This window comes from Candidatus Poribacteria bacterium (genome assembly GCA_021295715.1).
GTDB lineage: Bacteria > Poribacteria > WGA-4E > WGA-4E > WGA-3G > WGA-3G.
On record JAGWBV010000017.1, the window covers coordinates 1 to 15,107 of the forward strand.

The 15,107-nt window shown below is 48.9% G+C and carries 13 protein-coding genes; 9 read left to right on the plus strand and 4 right to left on the minus strand.

Translation table 11 applies throughout. The features are described 5' to 3' along the window. On the plus strand, positions 1-367 hold a 367-nt coding region (locus J4G07_06685), incomplete at its 5' end, for a hypothetical protein (GenBank protein ID MCE2413673.1). Position 368: 1 nt separating this feature from the next. Here J4G07_06685 and J4G07_06690 read toward each other — a convergent pair. Continuing rightward, complete coding sequence (locus J4G07_06690) at positions 369-1,277, minus strand: phytanoyl-CoA dioxygenase family protein (GenBank protein ID MCE2413674.1); 909 nt, start codon at positions 1,275-1,277, stop codon at positions 369-371. A 188-nt stretch (positions 1,278-1,465) separates the two neighbouring features. Further along, positions 1,466-2,674 carry a Tm-1-like ATP-binding domain-containing protein gene (locus J4G07_06695; GenBank protein MCE2413675.1) on the minus strand — a complete coding sequence of 403 codons (1,209 nt, stop codon included), beginning with the start codon at positions 2,672-2,674 and terminating at the stop codon, positions 1,466-1,468. 408 nt (positions 2,675-3,082) lie between these two features. On the opposite strand from J4G07_06695, the gene gspG reads away from it, so the two are divergent. From gspG to J4G07_06715, 4 genes are all read left to right on the plus strand, one after another. Further along, on the plus strand, positions 3,083-3,535 hold the full coding sequence (gspG, locus tag J4G07_06700) for a type II secretion system major pseudopilin GspG (GenBank protein MCE2413676.1): 453 nt from the start codon (positions 3,083-3,085) through the stop codon (positions 3,533-3,535). A gap of 64 nt (positions 3,536-3,599) precedes the next feature. Beyond that, positions 3,600-4,604: a hypothetical protein gene (locus tag J4G07_06705; protein MCE2413677.1), complete on the plus strand. Its 1,005-nt coding sequence runs from the start codon at positions 3,600-3,602 to the stop codon at positions 4,602-4,604. A gap of 10 nt (positions 4,605-4,614) precedes the next feature. Beyond that, positions 4,615-5,412, plus strand: a complete 798-nt coding sequence (locus J4G07_06710; protein MCE2413678.1) for a LamG domain-containing protein — start codon at positions 4,615-4,617, stop codon at positions 5,410-5,412. 46 nt (positions 5,413-5,458) lie between these two features. Further along, entirely contained in the window at positions 5,459-6,850 is a 1,392-nt protein-coding gene (locus J4G07_06715) for an aldehyde dehydrogenase family protein (GenBank protein ID MCE2413679.1), read from the plus strand. Positions 6,851-7,027: 177 nt separating this feature from the next. Here J4G07_06715 and fusA read toward each other — a convergent pair whose 3' ends face one another. Further along, positions 7,028-9,100: an elongation factor G gene (gene fusA / locus J4G07_06720; protein MCE2413680.1), complete on the minus strand. Its 2,073-nt coding sequence runs from the start codon at positions 9,098-9,100 to the stop codon at positions 7,028-7,030. Positions 9,101-9,403: 303 nt separating this feature from the next. Between fusA and J4G07_06725 the strand changes: the two genes are divergently transcribed. The 4 genes from J4G07_06725 (at position 9,404) to J4G07_06740 (ending at position 12,477) form a co-directional block, all read left to right on the plus strand. Further along, positions 9,404-9,772 carry a DUF423 domain-containing protein gene (locus J4G07_06725; protein ID MCE2413681.1) on the plus strand — a complete coding sequence of 123 codons (369 nt, stop codon included), beginning with the start codon at positions 9,404-9,406 and terminating at the stop codon, positions 9,770-9,772. Between the two features lie 303 nt (positions 9,773-10,075). Next, positions 10,076-10,750 carry a DUF1080 domain-containing protein gene (locus tag J4G07_06730; GenBank protein MCE2413682.1) on the plus strand — a complete coding sequence of 225 codons (675 nt, stop codon included), beginning with the start codon at positions 10,076-10,078 and terminating at the stop codon, positions 10,748-10,750. Positions 10,751-10,797: 47 nt separating this feature from the next. Next, positions 10,798-11,646 (plus strand): hypothetical protein, encoded by an 849-nt coding sequence (locus J4G07_06735; protein ID MCE2413683.1) that lies wholly within the window; start codon positions 10,798-10,800, stop codon positions 11,644-11,646. Positions 11,647-11,706: 60 nt separating this feature from the next. Beyond that, positions 11,707-12,477: a LamG domain-containing protein gene (locus tag J4G07_06740; protein ID MCE2413684.1), complete on the plus strand. Its 771-nt coding sequence runs from the start codon at positions 11,707-11,709 to the stop codon at positions 12,475-12,477. Between the two features lie 18 nt (positions 12,478-12,495). Here J4G07_06740 and pbpC read toward each other — a convergent pair whose 3' ends face one another. Next, positions 12,496-15,102, minus strand: coding sequence for a penicillin-binding protein 1C (gene pbpC / locus J4G07_06745; GenBank protein MCE2413685.1), 2,607 nt, complete (start codon positions 15,100-15,102; stop codon positions 12,496-12,498). Positions 15,103-15,107 lie beyond the last annotated feature (5 nt).

Here is a 15,107-nt window from a genome sequence, read left to right on the forward strand (position 1 = left end):
TTGGGAGTTGCCCGGCGGCGAAGGTTGGGAAGAGGAGAAAGGTGTTGGTTGGGATGTCGGTGCACGGATCGGCTCACTTCAAGAACTCACCCAAATCCAACTCGGTTTAGATGTCTCTTGGATGTCCTATATTGAGGATATTGAGGAGGAAGATGGTATTTGTCGTGTCTACGGATTTTCCGATGAAAACTTAGACATTGATGCCCTCGCAAACGATGGGTACGACTGGTTTACGAAATCCGAGTTGCAACAGCACTTCGGTGAGAGTGATGCTATTTGCAGTGCTGTTGATACATGGCAACAAGCGGATGTGATTCGGGGTAAAGGCACAGCCTGTCATCAGAGCCGACACCAGTTTGATGCCTAATTTACCTACTGGAATCGGCTTCGAGTCGCTTTTTCTGCTCTTCGAGCATCTTCTGCTGACGTTTGACGCGTTCTGGGACTAAACGTTCTCGCTGTGCCGTTGGTTTGAAATCGAGACGGTTTTTCCCTAATCCGTGCAGCACCCCTAACTCCACAGGTGAGAAATCGTCTGGATTCTCACGATTGAAATTCATCGGTTCCTTGAGGGAAACTGGCGGATTCGTGATGAAACGGGCGCGTCCGGAAGGATTCTGCGAAGCAGCGTGCAAGATGAACGGATGCAGCAGCACGACATCGCCTGCATTTCCCGTGATTTCTACAAAATCTTTGCATTTGTCAATGAGTCCGCCAAACCCGCCCGGCAACAATCCTTCTGGATGTTCATACAACCGCTGTGCAACATGCTGGACCGAATCGCACGCCACAAACGTTCCGCCACTCTGGGGATAGATATCCGACCAGACGACGATTGTGAGCAAGCCCTGTTCCGGGCTATCTAAGAAATGACGGAAGAAATCACCATCTTTATGCCATCCACCGACTTCTGGTGAAGGTGGTTGCCATGGTGTGTCCGCGCCTAACCCGAAGTTAATAATAAAACCATCACTCCACCCGGGTTTAGAATCGCCCCAAAAATTGACAATCCTGTCTTCATCGCCGAGTAGATCACAGATGGCATCCCACGCCCTCGGTGCAACGTCCTCAATCAGTACCCTGTTCATGGAAGGCAGATGAACGCGCGGTTCCTCCCAAGTCGTTGGATCGTCTGGATCATAACCGAGTCGCTTAAAAGCGAAGGCTTGCCATTCTTCTGCCAACTCGCGCGGAAAGCAGTCTTTCAGGATAACATGTCCCTTCTCAATGAAGTGGTTAATATCTTCTTGGGTAAGTGTCCTATAGGTTTTTGCCATCTTTTAATTTTTCCTTGCGGTTCGGTCGGGTGATTTGTAGGTTGAGGTTTTTCACGTAGAACCGCCCTCCATTACATTACGGGCTATCGGTTTTGAGGCTATCCGAAGAAGACCTCTGTGGTGTTGGATGAAAACCTCTTAACCAAGAACTGACAATTACTCCTTGTGGTTCTGTGCAGACGCTACAATTACTCAATACTCGCTAACAGTATTTCTACGAGTTTTGTTGCGAACTCGTCGTCATTGATGTGAGCGTCCATCTCAATAACTGTGACGTTGCTGCCGATATGCGCCTTCAGATTCTCACTCCATGCGGTGCGTGCTTCCGGAGAGTCAAAGGGTTGTCCTGTTTTGTCGATCGCCGATACGCCCTGAGTTGGAATGATAACTGTTGTAGGTCCCTGTGCCTCGTTGAGTTTACGAGCCATGATGCGTCCAAGTTCAGCGGTTTCTTCAGCGGTTGTCCGCATCAGGGTCACAGTCGGATTGTGCTGGTAAAACAACCGATCGCTGAACTGCTCTGGCACTGTGTCAGGGGGACCGAAATTCACCATGTCCAGTGCACCTGGGGCGACAACTTGTGGCAGTCCAGATTCTCCGGCAGCTTCCAACCGATCGGGACCCGCACTGAGTATCCCACCCACCAATTCGTCAGCAAGTTCTGTTGTTGTCGCGTCTAACACGCCAGCGAGAAAACCGCCTTTGACGAGATCTTCCATCGCTTGTCCACCGGTACCCGTTGCGTGAAAGACGAGGACTTCATAACCAGCGGCTTCAAGGATTTCCATCGCTTTTGTGACGCATGGTGTTGTCACACCGAACATCGTCGCGGCGATTAAAGGCTTGTCTACTATCGCCGCAGGGACTTCCGCATTCACCATCCCGACGATCGCACCAGCGGCGTTGGCAAGAATCTGCCGTGACAACCTGTTAATGCCAGCGATGTCCACAACAGAATACATCATACTTATGTCTTTGGATTGGACATACGGACTCGTGTCACCCGATGCTAAGGTTGACACCATAATTTTCGGGACACCTACTGGGACTGCCTGCATCGCCGTCGTGCCGATGGTCGTTCCTGCGGAACCACCGAGTGAGATGATCCCGTCAATTTCGCCTGCTGCCTGTTTTTCAGCAACGAGCGCAGCTGCACCTTGCGCCATCACAGCGACACTGTTACCTCGGTCGCCTTCATCTCTCAAAGCCTGGAGAGACGAACCGCCCGCTTGTGCGACTTCATCCGCAGAAACGTCCGGCGTTAATTGGGGTTCTCCCAATATACCCGTATTAATAACACACGTTGCGGTGCCGGTTGATTCTATCTGTGTTTTGATAAACGAGAATTCCAAACCCTTCGTGTCCATTGTGCCGACAATGCAAACCGTTTTCGTCATGCCCGAATTCCTCCACTATTCTATAAATTTAGGAATTACATTTTCGTGATTGTTCATGCGTCATAATCGTGATCATATTCTGCTCAATCCTGAAGTTTACCGATGTTTCATTCGCGCCCAGACCGTCGCCAACTTATTCTTAGGGTGGACAGGCAGATGAGCGTCTATAGTAAATTATATGGCGTGTTGCAAAGGGTGTCAAGGGATTTTAAAATTGACACAATTCAGGAGATGTGATACACTTAAAAAATGGCTGTCAGCAGTCGGCTTTCGGCTGTCGGTTCAGAACTTTTTGAATGACCGTCAGTCTGCTGTTTGATTCGAGCGTTTCAGAAAACTGAAAGTACCCCGACTGATAGTTGAAAGTCGATAGCCAATTTGCTATGTCAGGTTAGCGGAGGAAAATACGTGAAATCAATCGATTTTAAACAAGCAGGATTAACATCAATACAAATCTTAGTTGTCGTCATCGTTCTCGGAATTATTGGGGCAGTTCTTTTGGCACCTCGGTTGCTCGGACAGGCGGGACGGGCTTTACAGGCACAAGCCGCTGAAGACATTGAAACGCTTGGTATTGCTCTTGATAGGTATGCTAAAGATAACGGTGATTATCCTTCAACTGAACAGGGATTGAAGGCACTTTGGGAGATGCCTGAAGCACCACCAAGACCTATAAACTGGATAGAGCCTTATATTCAAATCCCGATCACGGAAGATCCATGGGGAAATCCGTATGTCTATGTTCGCCCTGGTAACCACGACCGTTACGGGTACGATCTCATCTCTTTCGGAAGTGATGGCGTTGAAGGTGGGACAGGTGAGGCAGAAGATGTCGTCAGTTGGATCCGACGTGATGAATAATTCACGGTGACACTCGTGCTTAAATAACGCGAAGAGACCCCTATGAGGAGATGTGGAGGCACTTATGAAGATTACCCAGATTGACGTTATCGAAGTGAGAGTGCCGTATCATGAAGGCATTTATGAACTCATGACGCGTCGTAATCTTTACCAGATTGATTACGTCTACAAGGTACACACCGATGTAGGACTCGTTGGGATTGGCGATGGGGCGTCTCAGGCGGATGAAGTTGTTCAACGTTATGTCGGTAGAAATCCGTTTGAGTTTATGAATGGCTGGGCACCGACCCCTCTTCAACAGGCTTTTTACGACATTATGGGGAAGGCACTCGGCGTGCCGGTGCATCGACTTTTAGGTGAAAAGGTTCACGACAAAACGCAATTCGCTTACTGGTCGATCGATATGACCCCGGAAGAGTGGGCGGCAGAAGCACAACACGCTTATGCGCTCGGCTACCGGCTCCACAAAATCAAAGCCCGGCCGTGGTTTGAAGTGCTTGAGCAGGTAGAAGCAATCGCGGGTGTTGTGCCAGATGATTATCGACTCCGCGTTGATGCAAATGATTCGTTTGAAACCCCGGAGCGGACCCTCGAAGTTGCACGTCAACTTCAAGGTTACAATATAGAGTCATTTGAAACGCCGATTCCACAAGCCGATATTGATGGATACCAAGAGATCAAGCGACACACCGATATGCCCATAACAATTCACTTCGGCAACCCCGATCCAATCGAAGCAATACGGGCAAATATGAACGATTCATTTATTATCGCTTACCCAGACTCACGCCCTGCCAATGCTATACGAGAGGCGATTATTTCAAACGCTGCCCATCTTCCGGTATGGATACAAATTGTTGGACTCGGTATGACGACCTGCTACGTTATGCATCTTGCCGCAGTGATGCCAAATGCAACCATGCCAGGGATTACACTAAATGCTTTGCGCGCTTTTGACCTTGTTACACCTTCAACGATTCCGCTTGTTGATGGATACGCAACGGTTCCAGATAAACCCGGATTAGGGGTTGAATTGGACGAGGACGCGCTTGATAATTGTCGTACTTGAGGAGAAAAAAATGAAAATATTTGCTGCCAGTCGAGCACAGGCTTTAACAGTTATTGTGAGTTCGCTCATCCTCGCGATGGGCTTCGGTATTTCTGCGCAAGCCGCGAAACTCGGTTTGGCGAGTGCTTGGCTCTTTGAGGAGAATGGTGGAAAGGTTGTTAAAGACATTGTCAGTGGACACGATGGTGAGATTAAGGGCACGCTTGAGTGGGTGGATGAAGGCAAATTCGGGGGTGCTTTGAAATTCCCCGGCAAAGGTGATAGTTACGTCCGCGTCGATCACGACGATGTTTTCAATTCCGATCCTTACACATTTATCGCGTGGGTTAAGTTGGAAGCCGCCTCATGGCAATACGTTGTTTGGCGAAATGGGGATGTCTGGCCCGAACCAAAGGATGTCCGCCATCTGGATATATGGATCCACGATGCTGACTATCCCGTGTTTATGTGGCATGTCAAAGGCAAGGTTGGGCGGATTGAGGGTAAGACCATTGTTGCTGATGGGGAGTGGCACCATATCGCCAAAATCTATGACGGTAAAAACGTTCAGATGTTCGTTGATGGGAAATTGGAGGGCGAGGAACCGAGCGGTGGCACATTGGATACGAGTAAGTCGCCTATCTGGATCGGCGCGCGTCCCGGCAACGTTGCTGCAACAGGACTCTTTGATGAGGTAGGTTTCTTCACGGAAGCACTCTCTGAAGATGAACTCAACGATGTTATGGAGAATGGGTTAGCTGATTATGCCGCCGTTGATGCTGCTGGTAAATTGGCAACAACTTGGGCTCTACTAAAAAGAAAAAAATAAGTATAGGCACATCCGTGTGCTGAAGCAGAAACGGAGAAGATGCATTATGCAAATGCACGTAGGTGGAGAATGGATTGATAAATCCGATAAAATTGACGTACTTAGCCCCTTTGATGGTTCGGTCGTTGATACTGTTCCGAGAGGGGACGCAAACGACGTTGAAACCGCTATTCAGACGGCAGAACGCGGCGCAAAGATCATGGCGGGGATGACCGGCTATGAACGCTACGAGATCCTGCGTAAAGTTGCGGATTTGATGGTGGAACGGGCGGGCGAACTTGCCGAGGTTATCACCCGTGAGGAAGGTAAAATCCTCGCCGAGGCGACGATTGAAGCGACACGCGCCTCCGAGATTATTGCCCTCTCTGCGGAGGAAGCAAAACGATTAACCGGTGAAACGATTCCCCTTGAAGGCGCACCGGGTGTCCAAGGCAAACTCGGCTTTACAGTACGCATGCCGTGCGGTATTGTGGCTGGCATCAGTCCCTTCAATTTCCCATTACCGATCGCCGGTGGAAACGCTATTATCATCAAACCTGCGACGGACACACCGCTCTCCGCTCTAAAACTGGTGGAACTCTTTTTGGAAGCCGGGACACCGCCTGAGGCGATTCAGTGTGTGACGGGACCCGGTGGCGAAATCGGGGACACCCTTTGTGCAGACCGGCGCGTCCGAAAAATTACCTTTACCGGTAGCCGTGATGTCGGCGAGCATATCTGCAAGGTCGCAGGATTGAAGCGTGTCACGATGGAACTCGGCTCGAATTCGCCGCTCATCGTCATGCCCGATGCGGATCCCGAAAAGGTCGCTCGTGCAGCAGCGGCATCCGGTTATTCTAATGCCGGACAGGTCTGTATCTCAACGCAGCGTGTCATCGCACATGAGAAAATCTACGGTGATTTCTTAGATGCGTTTGAAGCCGAAGTCGCTCAAATCAACACCGGTGATCCTCTCGCAGAAGGGACACGGATGGGGCCGATGATTCGAGAAGGAGATGCCACACGTGTTGCCGAATGGATTCAAGAGGCAGTCTCTGATGGGGCAGAGCTCCTCACCGGTGGAGATAAGCAGGACCAATTCGTTACGCCTGCTATCCTTGCCAACGTCAAGCCGGAGATGAAAATCTCCTGTGATGAGGTCTTCGGACCGGCTGTCGGTGTGACGCGCGTCAACGATATTGACGAGGCGATCGCCCTTGCCAACGATACAAACTACGGGCTGAGTGCCGCAATCTTCACACAGAACGTCGATTGGGCAATGAAGTTTGTGCGTGAGGTCGAATCTGGCAACTTGATGGTGAACTGGGGCACGCAGTGGCGTGCAGATCTGATGCCGTATGGTGGCGTCAAAGAGAGCGGTATGGGCAAAGAGGGTCCGAAATACGCCATAGAAGAGATGACCGAATTAAAGATGGCGGTCTTCCATTTGGATAGTTAATCGCGAACATTAGATTTAAACATAAACCCACTGTTGATACAAATCAGCAGCGGGTTTATGTTTTGTCGGTATACACGCTCTGGGGCGTTTCGTTTCTGTTGGGAAAGCAGTAAGTGTTGCGTCAGCGACGCACCTACAAGCAGAGAGAAGGGACACCGACGACGGCTTTCCGATAGTCTACTCTTCCTCTTCGGTTTTCGACGCAGCGATTACCTTCTGTGCAACATCGTCCGGGGTGATTTCGTAATGCGAGAATTCCATCGTGAAGGTACCACGGGCACTCGTCATCGACTTAAGATCGATGGAATACCGGAGCATCTCCGAAAGCGGAACGTTTGCTTGGATAACCTGCTTTCTCCCCATCTGTTCAACACCCATTACCTGTCCACGTCGTCCGTTCAGGTCGCCGATAATGCTTCCCATGAACTGTTCGGGCACCGTGATATCGACGCTCATTACCGGTTCGAGCAAACACGGATCTGATTCTTCGGCAGCGGCGGCAAAGGCGATAGAGCCAGCGATCTGGAACGCCATATCCGAAGAATCAACAGGGTGGTATTTACCATCATAGAGATCAATTTGGATATCGACGATTGGGAAACCTGCAAGCAAACCTCTGTCCATTCTCTCGCGGATGCCTTTTTCGACAGCTGGGATATAGTTGCGCGGTATCGCACCCCCAACAATGTTGTTAACAAACTCAAAACCATCACCGCGTTGCAAAGGGGCGAGATTAATCGTGACATCGCCGAACTGCCCTCTTCCACCGGATTGGCGTTTGTGTCTGCCTTGGACGCCTTGGACTCTCCTACGAATTGTTTCCCGATAGGGCACTTTTGGCGGTGAAAGTGCGGTCTCGACTCCGAATTTGTCTGCCATTCGTTCCCGATTAATATTAATGTGCAAGTCTCCGAGCCCAGAGATGAGAAGTTGTTTCGTAACTTCGTTCCGCTCAATCCTGAACGTCGGATCTTCTTCGGACATCCGTGTGAGTGATGTCATTAACTTTTCATCGTCGCCTTCACGCGTTGGGTGTATGGCATAGGAGATGACGGAGTTTGGGAAATCAACACCTGTCAGCTGGATGGGGGTATCTCTGTCGCAGAGCGTATCCCCGGTCTGGGTCGCCGCAAGTTTCGTGAGCGCGCCGATGTCTCCTGCTTCTACTTGTGGTGTGCTGATCGCCTCCTTACCGTTCATGAACGCCGTTTTTCCGAGACGTTCAATTTGTCCTCGCGTCGAATTACTGACCTGAGTATCCCCTTGTAATATGCCGGAGTAGACACGAAAGAAACTCAATTGCCCCGCAAACGGGTCGGCAATTGATTTGAATACAACGGCGGACATCGGTGCATCCGGTGATGGTTCGCGACTGTCCGCTTCATTCTCTGCAGATGTGACCGCGCCTACGTCAACCGGAGATGGACAGCCCGTCAACAGTGTATCCATCAATTGTTGCACGCCGATATTGTTCAAGGCAGCACCACAAAGCACAGGGGTAAACTGATTCTCGAAAATCCCAAGTTGTAAACCGTTCTGAATCTCTTCGTCCGATAGTTCAGCTTCAAAAAACTTCTCAATGAGTTCATCGTCGCTTTCTGCAGCGACTTCAACGAGTGCTTCGCGGGTTTCTTCAGCCTCTGTTTCCAAGTCTGCAGGTATCTCAGCTTTTGCAGCGCGTTTGTTTCCATCGGGTTGCAAATAAGCCGCCATCTGTATGACATCGACGACACCGGCAAACTGGTCCTCTTTACCGATCGGGAGTTGAGTAGGGACCGCCCGAGTCTCTAAAATGTCTTCAATGGTCGAGAGTGCGTTTTCAAAGCTGGCGTTCTCTTTATCCATCTTATTGATAAAGATGAGGCGTGGCAATTCGTATTTGTCCGCTACCTCCCACACCTTTTCGGTTCCACCTTCGACACCGGTTGTTGCATCGACAACGACGACAACAGCGTCAACGGCTCGGAGTACGCTGTGGAGGTCGCCGTAAAAGTCTTCTGCACCCGGGGTATCAATCAGATTTAGTTTATGTCCTTCCCATTCTGCAATACAAACTGAACAGTTGAGGGTTGTTTTACGTTCAATCTCGTCAGCGGCATAGTCAGCTACAGAAGTTCCACTATCGACGGCACCCATTCGCTCAATAGCACCGCTGTTGTAAAGCATTGCTTCAACGAGTGATGTTTTGCCTGCTCCTGAATGCGCGATAATTGCAATGTTTCGGATCTGGTCTGTTCTGTATTGTTTCATACGTCCAAAAATTTCTCCTTTTACTTTTAACCACACGGAATAGACGGAATAGAGCGAGCTACGCCGTTTAAAACTAAATCTTAGCACAATATGGCAAAAATGTCAAGAAAATATTTATTTCGATGTCATTCTTCCGCGAAAACATCTGTCGTGAGATGTGTGATTTAAGTTATAATGAAGAGACTCATGAATCATAGTGGAACTCAAAAAGCACAGCATATCGGCTATCAACGTGTTGGTGTTAGAAGTTAGTTCATCAGAGGCTCTTGCTGATTGCTGACTGGAATTAAAAAGGAGGCATCCATGCAAAATATTTTCTTTGCGTTCGGTTCAGGTCTGAGTCTACTGGGTGTTGTTTTTGGAGCATTTGGGGCACATGCGTTGCGATCAAAACTTTCACCAGAGATGCTTGAGACGTTTGAAGTAGCAGTTCGATATCAGATGTATCACAGTCTGGGGATGATTGCTGCGGCGTGGGCGGTATCGCAGTGGCAGAACCAACTCACGACTGCGTCGGGATGGTGTTTTTTCGCAGGTATCTTGATTTTTTCAGGCAGTCTCTATATCCTTAGTCTCACGGGTATTCGATGGCTTGGCGCGGTCACTCCGATCGGTGGGTTGGCATTTATCGTGGGGTGGGGGTGTCTAACAATTGCGGCGATTCGCGGGTGAGTCTCTGTATTTCAATCTATTTAAGGTTAGGGTCATTTAGTTCGCCATTTTTAGGAGAATTTTGGATGCCCTGGCCCGGTAGGTGCGGTTTCCTAACCGCACCGGATCCACCCAAAGTCCCATAATTGCTTAAAACTAAATGACCCTAATTTAAGGTTGACAGTTCTGACATGTTTATGTAAAATAATTGTAACGAAGGTAACGTGACACATCCACTTTGTAATGACCGCGAGCATCCTATATCTGCTTGGCGCAGAAGGCGGCGATTCGATACTCCGGCTATAAATCTAAGGAGAATCTCTCATGAGAAAGTTGAATATCCAATGGATTTACGCGTGCATTTGCTTAGGCTTTCTGCTAATTGGGCACACCGCAGAGGCGATTCGTTATGAGTTTGATAGTGACAAGGAGATTGCGGATTGGGAGTTGGGACCGCAGGCAACTGCGAAGGTGAAAGACGGTATGCTTGAACTTACCGTTGTCGGTGGACAGAATTCAGGCATCTACTTTGGGGAAGAAAACTGGACGGATTACCGAATGGAAGTTAAGGCACGAAAAATTGATGGCCCCTATTTCCATCTGTTCGTTCGGACGCAGGAACCAGCAGTGGATTTCTATTTCATGGAAATCAGCTATAACTCGCATACCACCTCGCTTTTCATGTTTCAAGGCGGTGCTGGGAATGAGATTACCGGTGGTCCGCGTCCGAAACGTCCCGATTCCAAAGACACCAAAGGTGGCGATGCATATACAATTGTTTTTGAAACAGAAGGCGAAACTCTCAGAACCTACATTGATGGAGAACTGATGGTTGAAAACCAGGATAAAACCTATGATAAAGGGCGTCCGGGCTTAGGGGGCAGGGATTCAACCGTTGCGTATGAATATGTTGAGATTAATGGTGAGGGCATCCCACCAACGGCAGTGGAACCTGCTGACAAATTAACGACACTGTGGGGTGAATTGAAAAGTAGATAAACGCGAGGCGGGTTCCGTGCCCGCCTACAACATATAGGAGAAAGACAATGAAGAGACTGGTTATTCTTTTTTTTACAGTTTTGATTTCTACGCAGGTTGAAGCCAATTTCAATTTTGCGGTTCATACGGACTCACATCCTTGGGCGCGTGAAGATCCCAAAGGTGCCCAAGAGGAAATTGATGCCTTGATTAAGATTATTGATAATAAGGTAAACCTAACGGCTTTTGACCCCAAGGATATTAAGGGATTAGCAGATTGGGTCAAGGCACACACAGAAGGTGGTGGGAATACTCTGATTCTGACAGGTATTACTCCATCAACGATTTATCCGATTGGTAATGCGAAACCTGATGGCTCGCTTCTTGAAGAGTTCCTTGATGCCGGCAACACGGTTTTCAATACGGGTGAATATACCTTTTATACGTCGGAAGGACCCGATGAAACGAACGGACAAGCTGCATTACCCAATGTCGTCGACGTTCCAGAAGCATTCGTATGGCAGGGTAAAGGTCCAGACGCTTGGCAGGGCGCTCCAGTTGAAATGACCCCGACACAGGAAGGCAAAGACCTCATACCGAGTCTGAAAAAGTATAACACCTCTTATCCGTTCCATCTTGAGGATTACGAAGGAAGTCCCTGGGAGTTGGAGATCGCGCTTGCTGAGAATGATGATCAAGATCCGCGGGTTGAACCGGCTGTGCTATACAACAAAGACACCGGCGGCCGCCTCGGCATCTTCGTCCAGACCTATGTGGGTGATGTGCCGCATCCGGGTGTCTCGTGGGGCGCGATTATGGGTGAATTCATCGTTAATTATTACCTACCAGAGGTTTTATCGGTTGAACCGACCGGTAAATTAACAACGACATGGGGAAAACTGAAATCCCCGAAATAGCAGTCGGTCATTAAAAAATTGGAGGAAAATGTGAAGGTGATGCTTTCACAGGAGATAAAGATGAAAAAATTAGCATATCTTATGACGGCTGTAGCGTTTTTGATGAGTTGTGTACTCGCGCATGCAGTTGATCCGGACAAAGATTTACTTATCTATCTACCTTTTGATGAAGGTAAAGGGAACACGACGGAAGATGTTTCGCCGAATGGATTCGTTGGTGATATAAAGAACGCGAAATGGGTAGAGGGTGTGTCAGGTCAGGCACTCCAGTTCAAGGGTGGAAGTGTTAACTTCGATCCGCTCAAGATTGATCAACCCAAGGAGATGACGATCGAATTCTGGTTCAAACCGGACGAGAAAATTGAAGGTGGCGGCAGGATTGATCTGCTTTATCGTTTGAATGGTGGTGGGCGGCCTCATATTACATTCAACCGTGGTGGCATTTTATTCGGGTACTACTTTGCGACGCAAGGTGTGGAATTACCGATACACACGAATTATAAGGCGTTTGAACCGGAATGGTACTACTTCGTCGGGACGCAAACCAAAAAGACTGGGTGGATGTATATTAACGGGGAGCTTGATAACGAAACGGAAGCCGGTGGAGATGCCCGCATGGATTTCGGTACCGAAGGTATGTGTATCGCAGCGAGTCAGGGTAACGCCAACTTCTTCAACGGTATGATTGACGAATTTAAGATGTGGAGTGTCGCGTTTACTGCTGACGATGTCAAAGATAGTATGGAAAAAACCCTTGCGGTGCAAGCGGAAGGTAAGTTGACAACGACGTGGGGTAAGCTTAAATCCGGTTCTGATGGAATCAGGTTTTAAGCGTCTTACCAAACATGTCTACCGAATTAATGAGATATGGAGCGGACGGGTTGCTGAGCGACCCTCCGCATCCACACAAGTTAACACATGTTTCCCTCTGGCAGGCGTAAGCCAGTATTGTTGTCCTGCGCTCCCTTGAAAAATTAACTCGCCATCCAAAAACCAGAACAGATCCTGTGTCCGACTCGAAGCCGAGGCGATCAATCGAATCTTTTGGTTTTCCAGTGGCACCCCTTCCCGAATGTAATAGATAGTATCTTCTGCTGGAGATAAAATAACCGGAGCGTTCCCCGCGATTGTGCCGGTACACAAAGGATTATGCTCCGGCAGGACAGATACAGCAAAACCATTCTCTGCCAACCAAGTCGCCGCATCAGCGGGCCACTCTTCAAATATTTTTGCTTGTGCTTCGTTAAATGAGGTGCGAGTTGTAGCGTGGCTTTCAGTGTATTGGCTATCTTTCTGACTGCTGGTTGCTGACGGCTGACGGCTATTCTTACGACAATGGGAGCAGAGACTGTATCCTGTCGTTTCATCGACATAGATGCGTTTATGAATCGCGCAAACCGCTACAGACGAGATGCCCGGGATATACACATCCTCTTTATGGATCGGACAGTGCGGTGAAATCGGCGCGCCACTCAGGGCACATATTTGTCGTGTTTTCAGTTGTTCCGGCTTAGTAAACCAGCGGTGTGTGTCCTGCCCTGTCAAGGCAGTGAAGAGCGCGAAGAGAATCGGAGTTGCTGCATCTGTACCGCTCAGCAGTGGAGTCCCCTTTCCATCGAAATTACCGAGCCATACACCAATTGTTAATGTCGGCGAGTACCCGATGCACCATGCATCTCGGTGTCCATAAGAAGTCCCCGTCTTCCATGCAATCTTCGGTAGATTCATTGTCCTTTCAAAGGCTTCTGGATTTTTAACCGTGTTGGTAGGCAGTTGTGAGTTTGTTAGCATTTCCGTTATGATGAAACTTGTCTCTTTTTGAAGTAAACGTTGCGAGAAATAGTTTTCGGGGCGTTCGCTGCGCTCGCTTTCGGCTGTCGGAAACCGTCGGTTAAGAGGTATTAAACGTTCAGATCCTTCTTGTGCCTGACTGCTATTTCTTGGGAGCGTTAATTGATAAGGTCCAAATTCTCCCATATTTGCCAATCCAGCGTAAAGTGTTGTTAATTCAAGCAGATTTACTTCGCATCCGCCGAGAACCATAGAAAGTCCGTACTTTTGGGCAGGCGCGAGTGTAGAGATACCAGCCTGTTTGAGGAAGGCGTGTAGAGTGACGTTTTTCAAGCGCGCATTAAGATTAACGGCAGGAACATTGAGGGAACGTGCCAATGCCTGACGGGTAGTGACATAACCGTTATATTTCCCATTGTAGTTCACTGGCGTATAGCCAGCGTAGGTAACAGGGACATCGAATAACAATGTTTCTGGTGTAATCAAGCCCTCTTCCATTGCGAGGGCATAGACGAAAGGTTTGAGGGCAGAACCGGGAGAACGCGGTGCGAGCGTCCCATTTATCTGTCCTAATGCGCTCCGATCGAAAAAATCGTGGGAACCTACCATTGCTAAGACATGGCGGTTTTGGGTATCCATGACGATGATTGCGCCTGTGCTGGTGCTATGGGATCCGCGCAAACTCGGTTTGCGCTCTGCATCCACAAGATATTCGTTAAGGATGCGTACCGCTGTCTCCTGAACCTTCGCGTCTATGGTCGTGTATACCCTGCCATTTGTTGTTGTTGATTTTGCATGTTTAACCAACATGCGTGAGAGATGTGGTGCTTTGAATGGAAGTGGGTAGCGTTTGTGCGGGATCGGTTCTTGGAGTGCCTCCTGCCATTGCTGTTCGGAAATTTGTCGATGTGCAAGAAGACGGTTCAAGACTTTTTCGCGTGCCTTTCGTGCGTTTTCTGGGAACCTGTCAGGTCGCAAACGTTCTGGGGCGTTCGGAATGGCAGCGAGAAGTGCGGCTTCACCAAGACTAAGTGTGTGCTGGGGTTTGTTGAAGTAGAACCGCGAGGCTGCTGCTGTCCCGACGATATTCCCACCATACGGGAGCATATTGAAATAAAACGTTAAAATCTCTGATTTGGAATAGGTATGTTCGAGTTGAAGTGCACGGAACATCTCAATGAGTTTGTTCGGAATGTTACGCGCCTTGGGTTCCATCAGTCGAGCGAGTTGCATGGTGATGGTCGAACCACCGCGCACCACTTCACCTGCTTTCAAGTTGTCATAGATGGCTGTTGCAATTGACACAGGGTTGATGCCATAGTGATAGTAAAACCACCTATCTTCCGATGTGAGTATTGCTTGGTGTAGTAAGTGGCTATCAGCCATCAGCCGTCGGCTATCAGTAAAGGGGTTTTTTGGTAAGTGGCTATCAGCCATCGGCACGGGTTGCTGCCCAATCCTTTCAGCCGTCAGTTTGCTGATTGCTGGTTGCTGACTGCTGGTTGCTATTCGCCACATGCCATCGTCGGCTAAAAATGCTCGAAGCCACTCGCCGTTTCTGTCCAATACAATCTGAGATACCGGTGGATGGAGACGTGCTTTGGGTAGCGGAAAACACCAGTTTGCGAGCATCAAAAGAATGAGAATTAACAAAAAAGGTAGCATTACAG